This is a genomic window from Hwangdonia seohaensis (assembly GCF_031932625.1).
GTDB classification, from domain to species: domain Bacteria; phylum Bacteroidota; class Bacteroidia; order Flavobacteriales; family Flavobacteriaceae; genus Hwangdonia; species Hwangdonia seohaensis.
Genome location: NZ_JAVSCK010000004.1, coordinates 374,777 through 396,776, shown reverse-complemented (window position 1 = coordinate 396,776; position 22,000 = coordinate 374,777). Strand labels below are relative to the sequence as shown.

General features: G+C 36.4%; 21 protein-coding genes. 11 read left to right on the top strand and 10 right to left on the bottom strand.

The genetic code is table 11. The features are described 5' to 3' along the window. Positions 1–6: 6 nt before the first annotated feature. Both rpsR and rpsF read right to left on the bottom strand, forming a co-directional pair. A complete protein-coding gene (rpsR, locus tag RNZ47_RS14685) occupies positions 7–306 on the bottom strand; it encodes a 30S ribosomal protein S18 (protein ID WP_181364065.1) in 300 nt (99 codons plus the stop codon). Then, positions 306–644: a 30S ribosomal protein S6 gene (rpsF, locus tag RNZ47_RS14680; RefSeq protein ID WP_311941876.1), complete on the bottom strand. Its 339-nt coding sequence runs from the start codon at positions 642–644 to the stop codon at positions 306–308. The genes rpsR and rpsF overlap by 1 nt, the downstream gene beginning before the upstream one ends. A 211-nt stretch (positions 645–855) precedes the next feature. On the opposite strand from rpsF, the gene RNZ47_RS14675 reads away from it, so the two are divergent. Further along, positions 856–1,551 (top strand): LytR/AlgR family response regulator transcription factor, encoded by a 696-nt coding sequence (locus RNZ47_RS14675; RefSeq protein ID WP_034040566.1) that lies wholly within the window; start codon positions 856–858, stop codon positions 1,549–1,551. A gap of 128 nt (positions 1,552–1,679) precedes the next feature. Here RNZ47_RS14675 and priA read toward each other — a convergent pair whose 3' ends face one another. From priA to nadC, 3 genes are read right to left on the bottom strand one after another with little or no spacing between them, the layout of a single operon-like run. Continuing rightward, complete coding sequence (priA, locus tag RNZ47_RS14670; protein WP_311941869.1) at positions 1,680–4,130, bottom strand: replication restart helicase PriA; 2,451 nt, start codon at positions 4,128–4,130, stop codon at positions 1,680–1,682. A 3-nt stretch (positions 4,131–4,133) separates the two neighbouring features. Continuing rightward, positions 4,134–5,075 (bottom strand): YihY/virulence factor BrkB family protein, encoded by a 942-nt coding sequence (locus RNZ47_RS14665; protein WP_311941864.1) that lies wholly within the window; start codon positions 5,073–5,075, stop codon positions 4,134–4,136. Positions 5,076–5,114: 39 nt separating this feature from the next. Continuing rightward, the gene (gene nadC / locus RNZ47_RS14660) at positions 5,115–5,975 is read right to left on the bottom strand and encodes a carboxylating nicotinate-nucleotide diphosphorylase (RefSeq protein ID WP_311941860.1); all 861 of its coding nucleotides are present in this window, start codon (positions 5,973–5,975) and stop codon (positions 5,115–5,117) included. 131 nt (positions 5,976–6,106) lie between these two features. Between nadC and rlmH the strand changes: the two genes are divergently transcribed. After that, the gene (rlmH, locus tag RNZ47_RS14655; RefSeq protein WP_311941856.1) at positions 6,107–6,580 is read left to right on the top strand and encodes a 23S rRNA (pseudouridine(1915)-N(3))-methyltransferase RlmH; all 474 of its coding nucleotides are present in this window, start codon (positions 6,107–6,109) and stop codon (positions 6,578–6,580) included. Between the two features lie 9 nt (positions 6,581–6,589). Here rlmH and RNZ47_RS14650 read toward each other — a convergent pair whose 3' ends face one another. Then, positions 6,590–7,690 (bottom strand): hypothetical protein, encoded by a 1,101-nt coding sequence (locus RNZ47_RS14650; protein WP_311941853.1) that lies wholly within the window; start codon positions 7,688–7,690, stop codon positions 6,590–6,592. 115 nt (positions 7,691–7,805) lie between these two features. On the opposite strand from RNZ47_RS14650, the gene RNZ47_RS14645 reads away from it, so the two are divergent. Together RNZ47_RS14645 and RNZ47_RS14640 are read left to right on the top strand one after the other, a co-directional pair. Then, positions 7,806–8,090, top strand: a complete 285-nt coding sequence (locus RNZ47_RS14645) for a hypothetical protein (protein WP_311941849.1) — start codon at positions 7,806–7,808, stop codon at positions 8,088–8,090. 19 nt (positions 8,091–8,109) lie between these two features. After that, on the top strand, positions 8,110–9,066 hold the full coding sequence (locus tag RNZ47_RS14640) for a hypothetical protein (RefSeq protein WP_311941846.1): 957 nt from the start codon (positions 8,110–8,112) through the stop codon (positions 9,064–9,066). A gap of 24 nt (positions 9,067–9,090) precedes the next feature. Here RNZ47_RS14640 and hpf read toward each other — a convergent pair whose 3' ends face one another. From hpf to RNZ47_RS14620, 4 genes are all read right to left on the bottom strand, one after another. Continuing rightward, positions 9,091–9,390 carry a ribosome hibernation-promoting factor, HPF/YfiA family gene (gene hpf, locus RNZ47_RS14635; RefSeq protein ID WP_311941843.1) on the bottom strand — a complete coding sequence of 100 codons (300 nt, stop codon included), beginning with the start codon at positions 9,388–9,390 and terminating at the stop codon, positions 9,091–9,093. 85 nt (positions 9,391–9,475) lie between these two features. Beyond that, positions 9,476–10,318 (bottom strand): alpha/beta fold hydrolase, encoded by an 843-nt coding sequence (locus RNZ47_RS14630; protein ID WP_311941840.1) that lies wholly within the window; start codon positions 10,316–10,318, stop codon positions 9,476–9,478. Continuing rightward, a complete protein-coding gene (locus RNZ47_RS14625) occupies positions 10,318–11,964 on the bottom strand; it encodes an AMP-binding protein (protein WP_311941837.1) in 1,647 nt (548 codons plus the stop codon). Before RNZ47_RS14625 ends, RNZ47_RS14630 begins: the two co-directional genes overlap by 1 nt. A 62-nt stretch (positions 11,965–12,026) precedes the next feature. Then, positions 12,027–12,563, bottom strand: coding sequence for an acyl-CoA thioesterase (locus tag RNZ47_RS14620; RefSeq protein WP_311941832.1), 537 nt, complete (start codon positions 12,561–12,563; stop codon positions 12,027–12,029). 96 nt (positions 12,564–12,659) lie between these two features. On the opposite strand from RNZ47_RS14620, the gene RNZ47_RS14615 reads away from it, so the two are divergent. The 7 genes from RNZ47_RS14615 (at position 12,660) to RNZ47_RS14585 (ending at position 21,979) form a co-directional block, all read left to right on the top strand. After that, on the top strand, positions 12,660–13,232 hold the full coding sequence (locus RNZ47_RS14615) for a non-canonical purine NTP diphosphatase (protein ID WP_311941828.1): 573 nt from the start codon (positions 12,660–12,662) through the stop codon (positions 13,230–13,232). A 71-nt stretch (positions 13,233–13,303) separates the two neighbouring features. Further along, positions 13,304–15,517, top strand: coding sequence for a RelA/SpoT family protein (locus RNZ47_RS14610; protein ID WP_311941825.1), 2,214 nt, complete (start codon positions 13,304–13,306; stop codon positions 15,515–15,517). 26 nt (positions 15,518–15,543) lie between these two features. After that, complete coding sequence (locus RNZ47_RS14605; RefSeq protein WP_311941822.1) at positions 15,544–16,011, top strand: Fur family transcriptional regulator; 468 nt, start codon at positions 15,544–15,546, stop codon at positions 16,009–16,011. A 20-nt stretch (positions 16,012–16,031) separates the two neighbouring features. Further along, positions 16,032–17,318 (top strand): adenylosuccinate synthase, encoded by a 1,287-nt coding sequence (locus RNZ47_RS14600; RefSeq protein ID WP_311941819.1) that lies wholly within the window; start codon positions 16,032–16,034, stop codon positions 17,316–17,318. A 145-nt stretch (positions 17,319–17,463) separates the two neighbouring features. Next, the gene (locus RNZ47_RS14595) at positions 17,464–19,248 is read left to right on the top strand and encodes an OstA-like protein (RefSeq protein WP_311941816.1); all 1,785 of its coding nucleotides are present in this window, start codon (positions 17,464–17,466) and stop codon (positions 19,246–19,248) included. Positions 19,249–19,251: 3 nt separating this feature from the next. Then, a complete protein-coding gene (locus RNZ47_RS14590) occupies positions 19,252–20,439 on the top strand; it encodes an aspartate aminotransferase family protein (protein WP_311941813.1) in 1,188 nt (395 codons plus the stop codon). Positions 20,440–20,590: 151 nt separating this feature from the next. Further along, positions 20,591–21,979, top strand: coding sequence for a tetratricopeptide repeat protein (locus RNZ47_RS14585; protein WP_311941810.1), 1,389 nt, complete (start codon positions 20,591–20,593; stop codon positions 21,977–21,979). Positions 21,980–22,000 lie beyond the last annotated feature (21 nt).

The following is a 22,000-nucleotide window of genomic DNA, read 5'->3' as shown; positions in this document are numbered from 1 at the left end:
TGTATTTTATTTTAATAAATCTCCTACGTAAGGCATTAAAGCCAAGTGGCGCGCTCTTTTTACAGCTACGGCAACTTTTCTTTGATACTTTAACGATGTTCCTGTTAAACGACGTGGTAAAATTTTACCTTGTTCGTTTATAAATCGCATTAAAAAATCCGGGTCTTTGTAATCAACATACTTGATTCCGGTCTTTTGAAACATGCAATATTTCTTTGCCTTGTTTGTATCGATATTAAGCGGCGTTAAATATCTGATTTCGCCGTCTTTTTTTCCTTTAGATTGTTGTTCTATTGATGACATAATTAAGCTTTTTGTTTAAGTTTATCTCGTCTTCTCTCTGCCCAAGAAATGGCATGTTTATCTAACGCTACGGTTAAATAACGCATAAAACGCTCGTCACGTCTAAACTCTACTTCCAATGGGTTAATTACCTCACCATCTACGGTGTACTCAAATAAGTGATAAAAGCCACTTTTCTTGTTTTGAATTGGGTAAGCTAATTTTTTTAGCCCCCAATCTTCTTTAGCTATCATCTTAGCGCCGTTAGAAACAAGAAAATCTTCGTATTTCTGTACTGTTTCCTTTATCTGATCTTCAGATAAAACGGGATTTAAGATGAAAACAGTTTCATAATGATTCATAAAAATCGTTTTTATTGTTAAAAATTGGGTGCAAAAATAAATAAATTACTTATATTACACAACTATAATCCTTCCTAATTTTTATTAAAAAAATCAATACTTTTAAAGTGTTAAAATTATGTTAAAGCAAGCGTTTTAACGATGATTTTTGGTTTTTAACCGAAATTTTTGTACTATTGTCGATATCTTAACCGAAATAATATAAAATGTTATGACTTTAAACTGTGTAGTAGTAGACGATTCAGCAATACAACGTCTCTCTATTGTTAAGTTAGTCGAAAATCACCCTTCGCTAAACTTAATTGCAGAGTACAGTAGTGCTTTAGAAACTAAAAATGGTTTAAATACGCATCAAGTAGATTTAATTTTCCTCGACATTGAAATGCCAGTGTTGAATGGATTTGAACTTTTAGACGTATTAAACAACAAACCTCAAATTATTTTTGTAACCGGGAAAACCGAATATGCTTTTAAAGCATTTAATTACGATGCCACCGATTACTTACATAAACCCATTACCAGAGAACGCTTTAACACCTCTGTTGACAAAGCCCTAGAGCAACATAAATTGACTTTGGACTTTAACGAAGAAGAAGGTGAGCATATATTTGTAAAAAGCAACCTTAAAAAACGTAAAGTTTACATTAAGGATATTAAATGGATTGAAGCCCTTGGTGATTATGTGAAATTAGTTACAGAAGAAACGAGCCTAGTAGTATTATCTACTATGAAATCTTTTGAAAAAGAATTACCAGAGAATAAATTTCTAAGAATTCACAAATCCTATATTGTTAATCTTGATAAAATTGATAGATTTAACAGTAAGAACGTGGAGGTTGGCGCTTACGAAATTCCATTAAGTAGAAATAAAAAGACGCAACTTGTTGACGCTTTAAATAATATTTAATGCATTAGGTCAAACTGAAATGTCACACTGAGCGCAGTCGAAGTGTCGCTTTAAGTTTCACATAATTGTTAATGATTAATATGATGAGATTCTGAAACAAGTTCAGAATGACGTAAAATTATATTTCACTAAAAGTTATCTACATTTAAAATAACTTTAACCGACCGAAAATCTTTTATACTAAAGAAGCTGTTATTAATTTTAATAATAGCTTCTTTTGTTTTTGCCAAACTTTGCTGCTTAGGGATTTTTACCAAAATATTTTTATGAAACTGGTTTCTAATTCTGGCAATTGGTGGCGATTCCGGCCCAAGAACATGCTCGGTAAATACCTGTCTTAACGATTTTGCAAACCAAATGGAAGCGGCATCTACCCTATTGTAATCTTTGTGTTTTAAGGTGATTTTTATCTGCTTGAAAACCGGCGGATATTTATAATTGTACCGGTCGTTCATTTGCTCCTTAAACATCTCAACATAATTATTTGTAGAGACTTGCTGTAAAATATTGTGATGCGGATTGTAAGTCTGAATCAGTACTTTACCCCGCTCCTCCGTCCTGCCGGCTCTACCCGCCACTTGCAGCATCAATTGAAAACTGCGTTCGTGGGCCCTAAAATCCGGGAAGTTCAGCATGTTATCGGCATTCATTATCCCAACCAATTTTACATTTCTAAAATCCAACCCTTTCGTTAGCATTTGCGTACCTACCAAAATATCGATTTCCTGTTGCTCTAAAGCCGTAATGATTTTTTCGTAACCGTATTTGCCGCGCGTGGTATCTAAATCCATACGGGCTACTTTATTATCGGGAAACAACAGTTTTACCTCTTCTTCGATTTGCTCGGTACCAAAACCTTTATTGTCTAAATCTTGACTGCCGCAGGCCATACAATCCTGCAGCATTGCCGCATGGTATCCACAATAATGGCAACGCAACTGATTGCGGTATTGATGGTACGTTAAACTCACATCGCAATTCGGACATTGTGGTGAGTGCCCACAGGTTTTACATTCTATAATGGGCGAAAATCCGCGTCGGTTTTGAAACAAAATAATTTGGTGTCCCGCTTTCAAGGTTTCGGTCATTTCCTCAAGCAACCGGTCGCTAAAATGCCCTTTCATCCTTTTCTTTTTCAGCTTATCTTTAATATCCACCAATTCAATATCGGGCATCAACACATCGTTGTAACGTTGCATCAATTCCACAAAACCATACTTATCCTGTTGGGCATTAAAATAACTTTCCAAACTGGGCGTGGCAGAACCCAATAGTACTTGGGCACCGTGCATGTGCCCCAAAACAACGGCCGTATCGCGCGCATGGTAACGCGGTGCCGGATCAAATTGCTTAAACGACTGTTCGTGCTCTTCGTCAACCACAATCAACCCTAAATTATCAAAGGGTAAAAATACCGATGAGCGTGCGCCCAATACAATTTTCGCTTTCGCGGAATTTTGCAGAACATGGTTCCAAACCTCAACGCGCTCCTGCGAAGAATACTTGGAATGAAAAACAGCCACCTGCTCACCAAAATAATTTTGCAATCGCGTTACCAATTGTGTGGTTAAAGCAATTTCGGGCAACAAATACAACGCTTGTTTTCCGTTATTCAACGCTTCTTCAATAAGTTTTACGTACACCTCTGTTTTTCCGGACGACGTAACACCGTGCAATAACGTGACTGCATGATTTTCAAAAGACTTTTTTATCTCGCTTAAAGCGGATTTTTGATAGGTATTAAGATTTTTTGTGGCTTCGTTATCATCGCCGGAATATTGAACTCTGTCGGTTTGAATATGATATTCTTCAAGAATACCTTTATCAATCAACGTTTTTATTATAGCGGTTGAGGCTTCGCTTTCTTGTGATAAATCTGAAACTTTTACGGGTTTTTTCGTTTTTGCCGAAACCGAAAACAGTGTCATTACAACATCGCGCTGTTTTGGCGCACGACTTAAATCGTCCAATAATTTTTGCAGCGCGGTTTCAGAAGAAAAGTTCGCATGCAATTTCACATAGCGCACCAATTTAGGTTTGTACTTCTCGTAAACCTCCTCTTCTACCGTAATCGCTTCCTTTTCAATTAAGCGTTTAATTATGGGAAGTACATTCTTTTTATCTAAAATATTGGAAATATCATGGATTTTTAACGACGATTGATGGTGCAGTGCTTCGTAAACCAAAAACTCATCATCTTTTAAATCAGATTCATCAATAGCTTTTTTGTTTTTGGTGATTACGGTTTCGCTTTCCAAAATAAAAGCACTTGGTAAAGCGGCGCGCATCACATCGCCCAAGGTGCACATATAATAATTTGAAATCCATTGCCACAGTTGCAATTGCTTTTGGTTTACAATGGGTGTTTCGTCTAAAATTTGATGGATGTCTTTTGCCTCATAGGCCGTTGGTGCTTCGTTATGGATTTTAAAAACAATGCCCGTGTATATTTTCGATTTTCCGAAAGGTACCGCAACACGCATGCCTTCACTTAAAAATTGAGATTCGGAAGGTGTGATGCTATAAGTGAATAGCTTTTTTAACGGAATGGGAATAATAACATCAATAAAATACTGCATAAACTAACATTGTTTTCGTAGTTTATTCAAAGATGCATTTAATTCGTAACCCAGCAATAAAATATTTGAATTTAACCACAAATAAAGCAGTAAAATTAAAAGCGCTCCAATAGAGCCATATAATTTGTTGTACTGACTAAAATTTTCGATATAAATACCAAACAAATAAGACGTTAGTATAATGAGGAACGTCGTGAAAAGGGCACCAATGGAGAAAAATTTTGACTCTTTCCCTTCTTTTGTCCCAAAATAATACAAGGTGGCCGTTGCCAAATACACCATGATTATAAAAAATACATACTTAACAATACTGGTCCACAAGAATGCTTGCGAATCAACTTGATAACCTCTGCCTTTTAAGGTATCAAACAATTCTTGAACCACATAAATTTGAAAATACCCTAAAACCACAATGGTAATAATTAATAAAAAAGCCAATATTAATGCAATGCCCAAAGCATATATATATTGTCTGAACACATTTCGTGTGAGCTGTTCGTGGTACGAATTTTCGAACCCCGAAAACACAGCGTTTACACCATTCGCCATTAAAGCAATGGACAGCACAAAAACGGATGACAGCAACCCTCCGCGTTGTGTTTTATCAATATTTTCAAAAATATTATGAAAGAAAAAATCGGAGGTGTTTGGTGGTAAAAACGATTCTAAAAACGCTAAAAACTCTAATCTAAAACCTTCAATAGGAATATAAGGAATGACAATTAAAACGAACAACAAAAACGGAAAAATAGCTGTAAAAAAACTAAATGCAATCGCACTTGCGCGCGTAGTTAATGCGCCTCTTACAATGCCTGTAATATACAGTTCCAATAAATTGTAAAACGACAAGCCTTCAAGCCCGGGCAACTTAATTTGCTTAAAAAAACGAACCAGTACATTAATTACAGGGATTTTATCTAGCTTGTCTTCAATAGATTCATTCATCAAAGTATTTGTGTTTTGTTGTTTATTACAAACTGAACACTAATTTACAGCTTTCAAACTTAAATCCATATTATGCACCGAATGCGTTAACGCGCCGCAGGAAATATAATTTACACCACATTCGGCATAATGCCTTACCGTAGCTTCGTTAATGTTTCCAGAAGATTCTGTTAAGCATTTATTACCAATTATTTTTACGGCTTTTCGCGTGTCTTCATAATCAAAATTATCAAGCAGAATTCTGTAAATACCGTCGTTTTTCAGAATTTCTTCAACCTCAAACAAGTTTCGCGCTTCCACCATAATGTCCAAGTTTTTACCCGTTTCGTTTAAGTATTCCTTGGTCATTTCAATGGCTTTAGTAATGCCGCCGGCAAAATCGATATGGTTGTCTTTAAGCATAATCATGTCGTACAAAGCGAATCTGTGGTTTTCTCCTCCGCCTAATTTAACGGCCCATTTTTCGAGCACCCGAATACCGGGTGTGGTTTTGCGGGTATCGAGAATTTTAGTGTTGGTGCCTTTTAACAAATCTACAAATACTTTTGTTTTGGTGGCAATGGCACTCATGCGCTGCATGGCGTTTAAAACGGTGCGTTCCGCTTTTAAAATGGATTGCGAAGACCCTTCAACAAACATAACAATATCGCCAAAAGTCACTTCGGAGCCGTCTTCAATACGCACATCTATTTTTAGGTTTTTATCGACGTATGCAAATACTTTTTTTGCAAAATTAACCCCGCCAATAACACCTTTATCTTTCACCAAGAGTTTTGCTTTTCCCTTGGCATTTTCTGGAATGCACGCCAAAGAACTATGGTCTCCGTCTCCAACATCTTCCCTTATGGCATTAGAAATTATATGTTTTAATTCGTAGTCAAATTGTTCTTGTGTAATCATGTTTTTGAATTGTTTGTGCTAAAATAAGAAAATGAACAACAAAAATTTCAAAAATTAAATTTCAAATTCTAAAAAACGAAACTTCAATCTTAGGTTTTATCATTTCAAACTAAAAAATGTAATTTTGCCGCATGACTATAAAACTACTTGCCATTGGCAAAACCGACCATAAAGAACTACATGCCTTAATTGACGAATACACGAAGCGTTTGGGCTTTTATGTAAAGTTTAAACTAGAGATTATCCCCGACATTAAAAACTCGAAAAACCTTAGTGAAACCCAACAAAAACTAAAGGAAGGCGAACTTATTTTAGGCAAATTAAAGGCTACCGATGTCTTGATTTTATTGGATGAGAACGGCAAACAATTTGATTCGGTTGGTTTTTCAAATTATTTGCAAAAGCACATGAATTCCGGTATTAAACAATTGGTTTTTGTTATTGGCGGACCTTACGGGTTTTCTGAAGATGTGTATAAAAAAGCGAATGGGAAAGTGTCCTTATCGAAAATGACATTTTCCCATCAAATGATTCGCTTATTTGTTATTGAGCAACTTTATAGAGGCTTTACTATTTTACGGAATGAGCCTTACCATCATAGGTAATTCGTTTTATCAATAACTAATTTTTATTCCTTCGTCATTTTTGAATTTTCCAGTAATCAACCAACCACCAAAATCTTCTGAAACTGCCATTAACAACTCATTCTTTCCTTTTTTTAAATTAAGGTAAATGCCATCAAATAATCCAACAGTTCCTAAATAACGATAATCTCTAGAACGCCATTTATTTGTGCCACTATAAATTGGATTTCCATTTAAAATAGCAACAACGCGATCACTGTAACCAAACTCAAAGAATTTTAATTGATCTTTATTAGAGTTAATAACAATTTTTGCAAATACCGTATTTCCAGGCTTTCCATTTCTTAGCAACTGGATTCTGGATATGTTTGCCGCAGTTCCTTCTTCTACCTTAACTTTACCTTGCCAATTTCTGTTTTTAATTAACTCATTCAAGTTATTTGGGTTGCTTAACAGTTTTTCTTCAAACTTATCTGAGATTTCCCACTGAGGAATAAGTCCTTCAATTGGCTCTCTTTCAATGGGATTAAAATCGACTAATGTTGTAGCTTCTTTATCAACTTTTACATCTGCTAAATGTATCCCAGAAAACCTTCCGCCCCTTATAACAATACCTCCTTTAACAGGTGTATGAGTGAGATACCAAGACAAATTGGGTTTATCTGCATAATCTAAAAACACTTGCGCTTTATTATTATTTACAACTACTTTTACATGTGTCCAATCGTCATATTTATAACTATACGGAAATGAGTATTTTGGACCAAAATTAAGTTGAAACGGTGTAATGCCATTAACTTTAGGTGCGGCTTGATTCGCATCAGCTTTTCCAGAAAGGTGAGACCTCAAAAAGAATAGTTCAGCATTTGCACCAACTACTCTAAATCCAACTCCAGGAAATGCTTGCTCTTCTTTAAGATAAACATCAAACTCTATCGTGCCATTAATAAATTGAGCATCTTTAAGTATAATTGATCCACGTTGAACATAAATAGATTTTTTACCTTTATATGTTTCAACAACATAAGATTGTGCTTTAATATTCCAATGTACGGTATCTAAAGGAATTATATTTTGAGAAAAACTGCTCGCAATAACAAAAAACGAAAATAGCATTATAAGTTTCTTCATGATTAAAAATTTTCTCTAAAGTTGAACATTAATAGTGGTATACACTTAAACAAATTGGTTCAAATACATTCAATATTGTACAGCATTAAAAAAAAAGCGATTTTTGTATTAATCCATGAAAACTCAAAACGAACTAGAGCTAATTGCTGAATGTATTCTTCAGATTGAAGAAAAACTAGGATGGGGAGATTCCTCAAACTGGCATAGCGAGGTTTTTATAGAATTGAGCGAAACCATTCAACACCAAACAAAAGTATTATTAAGTCCGACCACATTAAAACGTGTTTGGGGTAAAGTAACCTACAAAAGTTCGCCTAGTATTAGTACGCTAAATGCATTATCTCAATTTATAGGTTTTGAAAATTGGAGAGATTTTAAAAACAATCAAAATAAAAACTAAAAAGAAATCGGCAGTAAACATGTCGATAATTTTTCCATTGGCAGCGCTTTTGGCTTTGCTTTTTATAACATTATTTTCTACCATTAGCGACCATAAAAACGAGTTAACTGCTGATGCTATTTCTAAAATTAAATTTTCAAGCAAAACAATTAGCAACAGCATGCCCAATTCGGTGGTTTTTGATTTCGATTTATCGGCTATAAAATCAGATAGTATTTATATCCAACAATATTGGGATGCAACTAAAACCATCAAAATAAACAACAAACAAAGTCAAGCCACTGGGATTTACTATTTCCCGGGCTATTTTAGGGCAAAACTTGTAATAGATGGCGATATTATTAATGAACATGATTTGTTTATAAAATCTGATGGTTGGAGTGCTTCTATTGATTATAAACCCATTCCGAAATATATAGCATCTAAAGATTTTATTAATGACGGTTTATCTCTTAATAATGATTTGATTTCCGAAATAAAATCGAGTGAAACACCACTAATTTCTACATTTCATTTTATTGAAGATTTAGGCGCCATATCTGGTGATAATTTCACTTTGGAAACAACATTAAAAAACACGTACAACGAAAAATGGGCGGTTTGCCAAACAGCTCATATTTACATAATAGGAAGCAAAGGAGCAATGGTCCTTCCTATTACAATTCCCGGTTGCATTTCAGATATCAATGTCATGCTAAATGATGTTTACTTTAATGGTAAAAAGCAAAACCTGTCATCTTTCGGTGTTGATATTTCAACGTTTAGAGATATTAAGATTAAAGTTCTAAATAAAAAATTAGATTTTTTTATAGATAACCAAAACGTTTTTTCTGCCTCTTACAATGAAAGCTTAGGCAAACTAGTTGGTATTCGTTACAAATTTTTAGGCGCAGGCGAAATTAAACATGTAAAGCTTTTAAATGTCTACGGAAAAGCGGTTTTAAATGATAATTTTTTACTTACAAACTTACCCTGATTAACTCTTCAATTAGTTTTAAATTCAATGTGTTTTATAAACCTCTTTGCGTTTTTTAAGTTGGCGTTCTAAATCCTTTATGGTTTCCCTAACCGATACCTCAAAATTATGTGTGTTGGAAGTAGCAAAAATTCGCGGCCCCGGTAAACTTAATTCTATGTTGCAAATTTTACCTAAATCGTGTTCTTTTTCATCTAGCTTAAAGTATACTTTTGCACTAATTAAAAAATCGTATCTGCTAAATATTTTTTGTAATTTTTCTTCTGTGAAAGCTGAAAGTGTTTCGCTTATATCGACATCTACATACTGAAAGTTTACTATCATAATACTTGGTTTTATTGTTCTCTCAAATTTAATAAAGATTTCTGTTTTTAAAGGTGATATTTGTCATAATTAAATACTAAAACAACTATACTTTGAATTTTAAAAGATGACTACATATGTCTTCTTTAACACTGTTATATTTTGTTTGCATAAGCCAATGCCCCGCATCTAATTTTACAAACCTATAATAGCCTTTCATATATTGGTGACCTTGCTCTACGCCTACGGCGCCTATAGCCACATCGTGCTCGCCCCAAATAAATAATGTGGGCACATCGATGTCACCAATCACGCCGTCTGTAAACATCTTTGCATTGGCTCTGTAATAGTTCAAGCTGGCCGTAAGCACACCCTTACGTCTGAAGACTGATAAATAGTCTTCAACCTCTTCTTTACTGCTGTGCTTCCATAATTTCCTAAGTAATTCGAAATCGTTTTTCCTAATTTTCATTTCCGGCAAAAACGGCGTTTGAAAATGCCTTATGTACCGACTTTTCTTTTTTTGAATCGGGTCGTTTTTAATGGCATATCCAAACGCTTGTATGTGAGGCACGGATAAGGCAGTCCAGCTTAAAATAGACTCAGAGTGGTCGTGTACCACCTTCCATCCAATTACAGCTCCCCAATCATGCCCAACGAGGTGAAATTTCTGCTTTCCTACGGCCTTGGCAATATCCAAAACATCCTGACTCAATTTATCGATGGTATAGTTCTTTTTTCCTTTTAATATAGCGCCACTGCTATAACCTCTCAAGTTTGGAGCAACACAGTAAAACCCCAGTTTAGCCAAGTCGTGCATAATATTTACCCACATAAAAGCGGTCTCTGGCCAGCCATGAAGCAGAATTACCAATTGATTCTCTTTATTGCCCGATATTCTACAATCGAATGTTAAGTGGCCTACCCTTATATGTTCTTTATGAGTCATCACGATTCAAAAATTACTTTATCACGCATTTCAAACCAAGATTTATAAAATGGCTGATGTATTTTTTCAATACTATTTCGCTTTACCTTAAATGAGGGCGTAATTAGATTATTATCAACGGTCCAATCTTCTTTCATAATAATCACTTTTGCAACTTTTTCATGTTTTCCCAAACTGGGGTTTACGGCGTTTAGGGTTTCAATCAATCCGTTGGTTAAAATGGATTTTTGTTTTGCCATACCAAGTTCAGATAAGGTTATTAGCGCAATAGGCTGCGGAATACCCGTGCCAACCACACAAATTTGCTCAATATCGGTGTTTTTAGACAACAGCAACTCTATATGCGATGGCGAAATATACTTGCCTTTATCGGTTTTAAATTCATCTTTTGCACGACCTGTAATGGTTAAATATCCGTCGTGGTCGTACTCGTCTTTGTCACCGGTTTTAAAATACCCGGCATCGTCAAAAACACGAGCCGTAAGGTCTGGCGCTTTGAAATACCCGGTCATTAAGCAGTTGTTTTTTATTAAAATTTCACCTTCGAGCGAAAACTTAATTTGCACGGGCTCTAAAGCCTTTCCAACCGTTCCTATTTTATTGAAACCCGGTCTTGTAGCATGCGAAATAATACAATCTTCGGTCATCCCGTAAACCTGATAAATGGTCACGTCGATCTTTTTAAACCAACGCATTAAACTGGCCGATAAAGGTGCCGCTCCCGAAACAATAAACGAAGCGTCCTTCAAACCTAATTTTTGCTTCAATTTATTTTTAACCAAACGATTTACAAAAGGTATATTTATTAATATATTTAACTTTTTCTGTGGAATATTTTCCAAGATTTTTTCCTGAAACTTGGCCCAAATCCGGGGCACCGCCAAAAACAAATGCGGTTGGCATTTCTCCAAATCCGAAGCAAAGGTTTCCAACGATTCCGGAAACGAAAATTCAGCGCCAATTACAATACCGTGCGTACCAATACCAACACGTTCGGCAACGTGCGCTAAAGGCAAATACGAAAACAATCGCGGTGTGGGAGACAATTTAATTATCGATTTAATTACCCGCATGCTTTCCATAATGTTGCCCACCGTATGCATAACGCCCTTTGGTATTCCCGTAGTTCCGGAGGTATAAATAATGGTGTGCACTTGGCTGGCATCAATAGTTGGCAATGTTTCCAAAGGCTTTTGATTTTGAATTATATCTTCCCATAAATCGCCTTCATTTTCCCCAAAAGCGCCAACGCTAATTTTGTGAATATCTGGGATTCCAGATTTTTGAGATTCAAAATCTTCTAACTTTCCAATAATAATGGCTTTGGATTCGCTGTGTTCTAAAATCTGTTGAATCGCAGAGGCGTTTAAGGTTGGGTAAATAGGAATGGACACGTAGCCCGCCATCATAATTGCCAAATCCGAAAGCAACCAATGGGCACAATTTTTTGAGAGCAAAGCTACATGACTGCCCTCTGGTAAATTGTACGATTTTAATTTTGAAGCGATTTTACAAACCTCATCTTTTGCTTCCTTAAAGGTATAGGTAACAAGGTTTCCGGCAATGGGCTGCTTTAAAAAAATACGATTGGGCGTTTCGTTTTCCCAATGCATAAAGGCTTCGAGAGGTGAGTTGAATGAAGTCATACTGGTTTTGGTTAGGTTTTAAAGATAAGCAATATGCTGATAAAACGCTTTTTGATGATTATTTACACGCCCCAATCTTCAATTAAACGCGTGTTCATTTGGGTTGTTTCCAATTCATGGGTTTCAATTAAATCATACTTTTTATTTGGCACTTCCGTAATATTCAACGCTTCCATGATTTCAAAGGTAGATACCGTTTCCCTGCCCTTTTTAATCGTGTTTTTAACCAAACATGCGGCAATTACTTTATCCTTCCGCATTAATTTTTGTTCCACATAAATCCATTTTTCATCCACATAAGATATTCTAGTAAACAACTGCGCTTTTTGAAACATTTTAAGCGGTCTGTAATACTGAACACTAATGGCTTGCGTTGGGAAATACCATTTGTTTTTATTAGCTACTTTAAAAAAATTGGTGCGTACCATAAAATCCAATCTTCCTATTTCAAAAAGGGTCATAATGGCAGCATGATTCATTATCGATACATCAATATCGGTTATCCAAACATTAACGGACAGCCGTACCGTATCCGTCGCCTGCACTTTTTCTTTAAATTTTGCTCTAATTAAAGCGGCCAATAATCGAATCCATCTCATTGTTATGCGGTCTTAAATGTTTAAAAAAACCTAAGTTACTTTATTCTTTCTAATTATTTAATATTCTTATACCTTTGGGTAATAAACAATCTATTTATGCAACTCGTTTTCGCCACCAACAACCTTAATAAACTTAAAGAAGTACAAGCTTTAATACCGGCGCACATTAAGCTTTTAAGCCTAAAGGATATTGGCTGTTTTGAAGATGTTCCCGAAACCCAAAACACGATTGAAGCCAACGCCATCCAAAAAGCAGCATACGTAAAACAACATTATGGCTACGATTGTTTTGCCGACGATACAGGTTTAGAGGTTGATGCTTTACATGGCGCCCCGGGAGTTTATTCGGCACGTTATGCCGGCGAGCAACGAAATGCGGATGATAATACCAACAAGCTACTTGCCGAATTACGTGATAAAGAAAACAGAAGCGCCCATTTTAAGACCGTAGTCGCTTTACAATTAAACGGAAAACAACACACGTTCACAGGGATTTGCAAAGGCGAAATAACAACTGCCAAACAGGGCGAAAAAGGTTTTGGCTACGACCCTGTTTTTAAACCCCATGGTTACAACCAAACTTTTGCCGAAATGGATTTGAACCTAAAAAACAGCATCGGCCATCGCGGAAAAGCCATAAAATTACTTGTAGCCTTTTTAAATTCGTAAGCCTCAAAATTTTAAACACAAAAAACTAAAATCTTGTTGGCTGTTAATTTTCTTTATGTTACTTTTAATTTATGACAGAGGAAGCACTTGAAAAAGAAAATATTGCCATTGCCAAAGCCTATAAAGAACTACTAAAGGTTAGTTACAGAACACTTTCAGCTGATGATAAAAAACTAATTCGCAGTGCTTTTGACGTGGCTATTGATGCCCACAAAGATCAGCGCAGAAAATCTGGTGAAGCTTACATTTTCCACCCCTTGGCGGTTGCCAAAATCGTGGCACAGGAAATTGGATTGGATGCCACCTCTATTGCCGCGGCTTTATTGCACGATGTTGTTGAAGACAGCGAAGATTATTCCATATCGGATATTGAAGGCATGTTTGGGGAAACCGTTGCCAAAATTGTTAACGGGCTCACCAAAATTTCATCGCTTAAAAAAGATATGGATGTGTCGATGCAAGCAGAGAATTTTCGAAAAATGCTGCTTACCTTAAATGACGACGTGCGTGTTATCATCATAAAAATTGCCGACAGACTCCACAATATGCAAACCATGGATTCGATGCGCGACGACAAGCAAGTCAAAATAGCATCGGAAACCCTATACATTTACGCGCCTTTGGCGCACCGAATTGGTTTGTATAATATTAAAACCGAACTTGAAGATTTGGGTTTAAAGTATACCGAACCCGAAGTTTACAACGATATTTTAAATAAAATAAAGGAAAGCAAGGAAGAGCAAGACAAATATATTGCAGCTTTTAGCGAGGTTATAAAAAATTCTTTAGACAAGGAATTAATGGATTACACCATAAAAGGTCGACCAAAATCCATTTTTTCCATTCGGAGAAAGATGCAGGTTCAAGGTGTTTCGTTTGATGAAGTTTACGATAAGTTTGCCGTTAGGATTATTTACAAAAGCGACGAAGCCAACGAGAAATTTCTAGCTTGGAAAATCTACTCCATCGTTACCGACCATTTTAGACCAAACCCGATTCGCCTCCGCGATTGGATTTCTTCACCAAAATCTACAGGCTACGAAGCGTTGCACATAACCGTAATGGGGCCAAAAGGACGTTGGGTTGAAGTGCAAATACGTAGTGAGCGTATGAACGAAATTGCCGAAAAAGGCTATGCCGCACATTATAAATACAAACAGAATAGCGAAAAAGAAGACAGTTTAGAAACTTGGATAAACAGGCTTCAAGAGGCCTTGGAAAACCCAGACACCAATGCGGTGGATTTTGTTGAGCAATTCAAACTTAACCTGTATTCAAAAGAAATATTTGTATTTACTCCCACGGGAGAATTAAAATCATTGCCCAAAGGAGCAACCTCTTTAGATTTTGCTTTTAGCATACATACTGAGGTGGGCATGAAAACACGTGGTGCCAAAGTAAACGGGAAACTAGTGCCTTTAAGTCACGAATTACAGAGTGGCGATCAGGTTGATATTTTAACATCGGAATCGGCAAAACCCAATGCCAACTGGTTGGATTATGCAACTACGGCCCGAGCCAGAAGCAAGATTAAATCGGCTTTAAAAGAAGATAAAAAACGTATTGGAGAGGAAGGAAAAGAAATTCTCAGAAGGAAATTAAAGCAGTTGAAAATTACGCTTAATGAAGCTTCGGTAAACGAATTGGTGAACTATTTTAAACTTAAAACCAGTCTCGATTTGTTTTACAGGGTGGGTCTTGGCACCATCGATAATACCATGCTCAAAGAATATGCGTCGTCAAGAAGCAATGCTTTAATGAGCTTTATCAAAAATAAAATAACGAGAAAGCAAACGGTAAAAAAAGAGGATTTAGAGAAAGACGAGGTTACCGCAAAATACGATTCGCTTGTTTTTGGTAAAGAAGAAGAAAAATTGGATTATAAATTATCAAACTGCTGCAACCCTATTCCCGGTGATGATGTGTTTGGATTCTTAACCGTTAATGAAGGCATTAAAGTGCATAAAAAAAACTGTCCGAATGCCGTAAGTTTACAGTCTAATTACGCTTACCGAATCATGCAAGCCAAATGGATAGATTCTTCACAGCAAGAATTTTTAGTTAAAATTACGCTTACCGGAATTGACCATATTGGTTTGGTAAACGATATTACCAGCATTGTTTCGGAAAACATGCACGTAGACATGAAAAGCATTAGTTTTGAGAGTAACGACGGGCTGTTTTCAGGTAAAATCAATGTGGTTGTAAAAAACAATACCATCATAAAAAAGCTATTGGAAAAACTTAAAAAAATTAATGGCATAGATAAGGTTACTAGAGTATAAAAAAAGTGTAAATTTGCGATGAAATTATGAATGCAAAAGCAGATACCAAAAATCAGGAAATAGTTAAAAGCGTCTTTACAAGCTTTTTAGAGAATAACGGACACAGAAAAACGCCCGAAAGATACGCTATTCTGCAAGAAATTTACAACAGCAACGAGCACTTCGATATTGAGTCGTTGTACCTCAGCATGAAAAACAAAAAATACCGGGTGTCTCGTGCCACACTTTACAACACCATAGAATTGCTTTTAGACTGTGGTTTGGTTAGAAAACATCAGTTTGGGCACAATCAAGCACACTACGAAAAATCGTATTTTGACAGACAGCACGATCATGTTATTTTAACCGATACGGGCGAAGTTATTGAGTTTTGTGACCCGCGTATTCAAACCATAAAAAAAACCATCGAAGAAGTTTTCGATATCGAAATAAACAACCACTCACTCTATTTTTACGGAAACAGAAAAAAACCTGATCAAAATCAGGATAAATAAACAACAAATATAACATCAAAATGGCAGTAGATTTACTACTAGGGTTACAATGGGGAGACGAAGGCAAAGGAAAAATTGTTGACGTTCTAACTTCCAACTACAACATTATTGCACGTTTTCAAGGTGGTCCAAATGCAGGACACACTTTGGTATTTAACGGAAGAAAACATGTATTACACACCATTCCGTCGGGGATTTTCCATGACGATGCCACTAATTTAGTCGGAAACGGCGTGGTTATCGATCCTGTTATCTTTAAAAAAGAACTGGATAAATTAGAAGAACAAAACGTTGATTACAGAAAATCGCTTCTAATTTCCCGTAAAGCACATATTATTTTACCAACACATCGGTTGTTGGATGCTGCCAGCGAAGCCTCAAAAGGGAAAGCTAAAATAGGCTCGACCCTTAAAGGTATTGGCCCAACCTATATGGACAAAACCGGCAGAAACGGCATTCGTGTGGGCGATTTGGAGTTGAGCGATTGGAAAACACGTTACAGAGCTTTAGCCAATAAGCACGAATCGATGATTGCTTTTTACAATGTAGACGTTCAATACGATTTAGCGGAATTGGAAAAAGAATTTTTTGAAGCCATCGAAGTTTTAAAATCATTAAAATTTATCGATTCCGAAGAATATATTTACCAAGCACAAAAATCCGGACAAACCATTTTAGCCGAAGGTGCCCAAGGCTCGTTGTTGGATATCGACTTTGGCACCTATCCGTTTGTAACATCCAGCAATACTACGGCCGCAGGAGCTTGTACCGGCTTAGGCGTTTCGCCAAATCAAATCGGTGAGGTTTTCGGTATTTTTAAAGCCTATACAACCCGTGTGGGTTCTGGCCCGTTCCCTACCGAATTGTTCGATAAAGACGGAGAAACCATGGCCAAAGTGGGCAACGAATTCGGTGCAACAACCGGACGCGCAAGACGCTGCGGTTGGCTCGACCTAATAGCTTTAAAATATGCTTGTCAAGTTAATGGAGTAACCCAATTAATGATGATGAAAGGCGATGTACTTTCCGGTTTTAAAACCTTAAAAGTGTGTACGGCATATAAATACAAAGGCGATATTATTCATCACTTCCCTTATAATATCGAACCTGAAAATGTAGAACCTATATATACAGAATTAAACGGATGGAGTGAAGATCTAACTGAAATGTCTGAAGCTTCACAGTTACCAAAAGCTTTAAACGAATACATAGAATTTTTAGAAAAGGAACTTGAAATCCCTATTACCATTGTCTCCGTTGGCCCTGATAGAAAACAGACTATTTTCAGGAAGCAATTTGTTTCATAAAAAACAAAACACAAATTTAAAAACGCTTCTCCCGATAACTATTGGGATTGAAGCGTTTTTTGTTTCATACCAAAATCATAAAAAAAACATAACAGATAATTTAACTTTATTATTATCGTTATTTTTGCTACAAACAAATGTTACTTTGAAACCATCACATCTTTTATATATCCTACTTTTTGTTGGCTTTGGGCAATCACAGTTTTGTCATGCTCAAAAAAAAATCAAAATAGAATATACTGGATTTTTAACTTTTGACGAAGAAAAATATCCTGGTGCTAAAATTTTAACGCGAGACGATTCGCAGCAAGTACATATTATACACGGCGGTATAAACATGTGGTGCGATCAAGCCATTCATTATGGCAACGAAGATTTTGTTGAAGCCTACGGAAACGTTATTATTAAACAAGGCGACACGATTAATATGACGTCTAAATACGTAGAATACAGCGGTATTTCACAGTTGGCCTTTGCCAGTGGCGATGTGGTTTTGGAAAACCCGGATTCTAAAATTTCATCAGACACCCTATATTTTGACCGATTAAAACAACAGGCTTTTTACAGAAATGGCGGTCATGTACAAATCGATTCCTCTGGCACCATTACCAGTAAAATTGGGCGTTACTACATGGATACTAAAAAATATCAGTTTGTTGAAGATGTGGTCTTAAAAAGCGATAGCACCGTGGTTAATTCCAACTATTTCGATTTTTATGACGAAACCAAACACGCCTATTTATTTGGGCCTTCAACCATAACCACGCCCGAAAGTGTCACCTATTGCGAAAAAGGTTTTTACGACACCGAAACTAAAATAGGGTATGCCCTTAAAAAAGCAAAAATAGATTACGAAAACAGAACTGTTGAAGGCGACAGTTTATACTTTGACAACAATACCAGTTTTGCATCGGCAACCAACAATATTACGGTAACCGACACCTTAAACAAAAGCATTGTAAGAGGGCATTATGCCGAGGTTTTCAAGGAAAAAGACTCCATGTTTATTACAAAACGGGCCTTGGCGATTACAGTACAACAAAAAGACTCGATTTACATACACGCCGATACGCTTATGGTTACGGGCAAACCCGAAAAAAGAATCACTAGGGCCTTTAGAAATGCGCGTCTTTTTAAAAGTGATATGAGTGCCAAGGCAGATTCTATTCACTCCAACCAAGAAACTGGCTTAACACAGCTTATAAACATCTCGAAATTTGATAGCAATGATGCCTTTTCGGTAAAACGAAAACCCATTCTTTGGAATATTGAAAACCAAATGACCGGGGATACCATTCACTTAAAATCGAATCCGAAAACCGAAAAACTGGACTCGCTTATTGTGTTCGACAATGCGTTCATTATAAGCAAAGACACCTTAGATGCAGGCTATAATCAAATAAACGGCAAAAAACTGATTGGATTGTTTGATGAGGACAATGAGCTGTACCAAGTCGATGTTTTGAGAAACGCTCAATCCATTTACTATTTTAGAAATGATGAAAATGAGCTGGTGGGGATTGACAAATCGAAATCCGGTAGCATTATTATTTTTATAACTGATAGAGAAATTGAAGAAGTGAGGAAAATCAACCAAATAGATGGTGATATTTATCCAGAATCCAAATACCCGAAAAACGAAAAACTTTTAAAAGGCTTCGATTGGCGCGACGACGAGCGTCCGCGTAGCGTTGAAGATTTATTTAAAGATGATCCGCCATTGGTTTTGCCCGTTATAAAAGGATTGGAAGATTATGTGCCACAAGAGGATTTTGTAGATGAAGATTTATTGGAACGTATCAAAAAAGCGGACAGCGCCGCCAATTCAAAAGAAAACTCCAAAGCGTCGAGGAATTTACCAAAAAACGTAAAGAAAAAAGGTGAAAAGGAGAAGGTTTACCCAAAAAGCGTATTAGATAACCAGGAATAAACAATGAGGTTAGATTTCTTTAAATACCAAGCGCAAACTTCGCCGCACCCCTTAGCCATGGAAATTTCCCATGCTAACGGCTCGTATATTTACGATACCAACAACAAAGCCTATCTCGATTTTGTTGCTGGCGTTTCGGCGAGCACTTTAGGGCACAATCACTCCAAAGTGGTTAACGCCATAAAATCGCAATTGGATAAGTATATGCATGTTATGGTTTATGGTGAGTACATACAAAAACCAGCGGTTGAGCTCACGAAGCTTTTAGCAAAACACCTTCCCGCTTCTTTAGAAAAAACCTATTTAACCAATTCTGGTACCGAAGCTATTGAAGGTGCATTAAAATTAGCAAAACGCGCCACAGGACGAAGCGAAATAATTGCCGCTAACAAAGCGTACCATGGCAACACTATGGGCTCTCTGAGTGTGATGGGCTTTGAAGAACGCAAGCAGGCTTTTCGCCCGTTATTACCAAATGTTAAATTTATTGAGTTTAACAAGGCAGCAGATTTAAAACACATCACAGTTAAAACAGCATGCGTGATTTTAGAAACCATTCAAGGTGGCGCAGGTTTTATCGAGCCCAAAAACAACTATTTGGAAAAAGTAAGACACCGTTGTAACGAGGTTGGCGCCCTACTCATTTTAGACGAAATCCAACCCGGAATAGGCAGAACCGGTAAGCTTTTCGGGTTTCAGCATTACAATTGCATTCCAGATATTTTAGTTACCGGCAAAGGCTTGGGAGGCGGTATGCCCATTGGTGCGTTTACGGCCTCAAGCAAGCTTATGGATTTGCTGTCCGATAACCCCAAATTAGGTCATATTACAACCTTTGGTGGCCATCCGGTTATTGCAGCTTCGGCGTTGGCAACATTGCAGGAAGTTACCCAAAGCACATTAATGGAACAGGCTTTGGAAAAAGAACAGCTTTTCAGAAAACTTTTGGTACATCCATTAATTAAAGACATCCGTGGAAAAGGATTGATGCTTGCCCTTATTACACCTTCAGATGCCGTGGCAAATGACCTGATTCTTAAATCGCAAGACGCCGGTTTAATACTTTTTTGGTTGCTTTTTGAGCCCAAAGCAGTAAGAATTACGCCGCCATTAACCATTTCAAACGAGGAAATCATCAAAGGATGTGCTATTATTATTGATATTTTAAACACTTTACAACCCTCTAAATAATTTTCAACCCATTGAAAACCACAACAAAACAAGAGAAAATCTGCATTTGCGGCACAACTGTTGATTACTTTGTTAAAAACATTTAAGACATAAGTCTTATAAATTAGAATAGAACCTTAATTTTATTAACGAAGAAACTTACAACGTGCTTATGGAGTTTAGTCATAACGACAACAACAATTTGCCTCTTACAAAGTTTGAATCGATGTTAAAAACAAATCATGTTTTGTTCTTCGATTCAGAAGAATTTGAAAACATCATTCACCACTATCTCAACCAAGGCAAAATAGCTTTAGCAAAAAAGGCGATTAAATTAGGTTTGGACCAGCACCCTACGTCCATTAGTTTAAAACTTTTTAAAGTTGAAATTTATGTGTTTGAAGACAAGCTGCCAGAGGCCGATGCCTTATTGAACGATTTGTATAGTTTAGACCCACTGAATGAAGAAATATTCATTCAAAAAGCAAATATTTTATCTAAAAAAGACGAGCACTTAAAGGCCATTGATGTTTTAAAAAAAGCCTTAAAACTTACTGATGACGTTATAGATTTGTATGCTTTAATTGGTATGGAGTATCTTTTTTTAGACCAGTTTGAAAACGCCAAAACATATTTTATGAAATGTTTAGAGCAAGATGTAGATGATTACTCAGCGTTGTACAATGTTATTTATTGCTTTGAATTCCTCAACCAAAATGAAGATGCCATTTTGTACTTAAACGTGTTTTTAGATAAAAATCCGTACTGCGAAGTTGCATGGCATCAATTGGGCAAACAATATGTTGTTCTAAAAAAATATAAAAAAGCTTTGGCTGCTTACGATTTCGCCATTATTTCTGACGATACTTTTGTGGGCGCGTATTTAGAACGCGGAAAGGTACTGGAAAAGCTAAAACGCTACGAAGACGCCATTGAAAACTACAACATGTCGCTTCAATTAGACGACCCCACATCGTTTGCTTTGCTGCGCATTGGAAATTGCCACGAAAAACTGAAAAACGACGACTTAGCCGTTCAATATTATTACAAAACGGTACACGAAGACCCGTTATTGGACAAAGGTTGGATAGCCATCACCAAATTTCATATTAAAAAGAAAGATTACCACAAAGCCTTGTACTATATAAACAAAGCGATTAACATTGATTCGGAAAATGTACATTACTGGAAGGCATATTCATTAATTAACCAGCGGTTAAATTTATATGAAGAAGCCGAGCGCGGTTTCAAAAAAACCTTGGAGTTAGGCAATTACGAATTAAACACGTGGTTATCGCGTGGCGACTTGCTCATTAAATTGGGCGAGCCAGAAGCTGCCATATTTAATTTTGAACAAGCGGTGGAGTTTTATCCCGACAATGCCGAATTGGAATACCGATTAGCTGGACTTCATTTTTCTTTAAACGAAAATGAAAAAGGCACTTTTTATTTAAAAAACGGTTTAAAACACAACGAAGCATTCAACTTTATAATTGAAGAACTCTTCCCGGAAGTATCTAATAAAATCCTTGTAAAAAACTTACTAAAAACCAATCTGTAATTAACGGTTACATTAAAATGT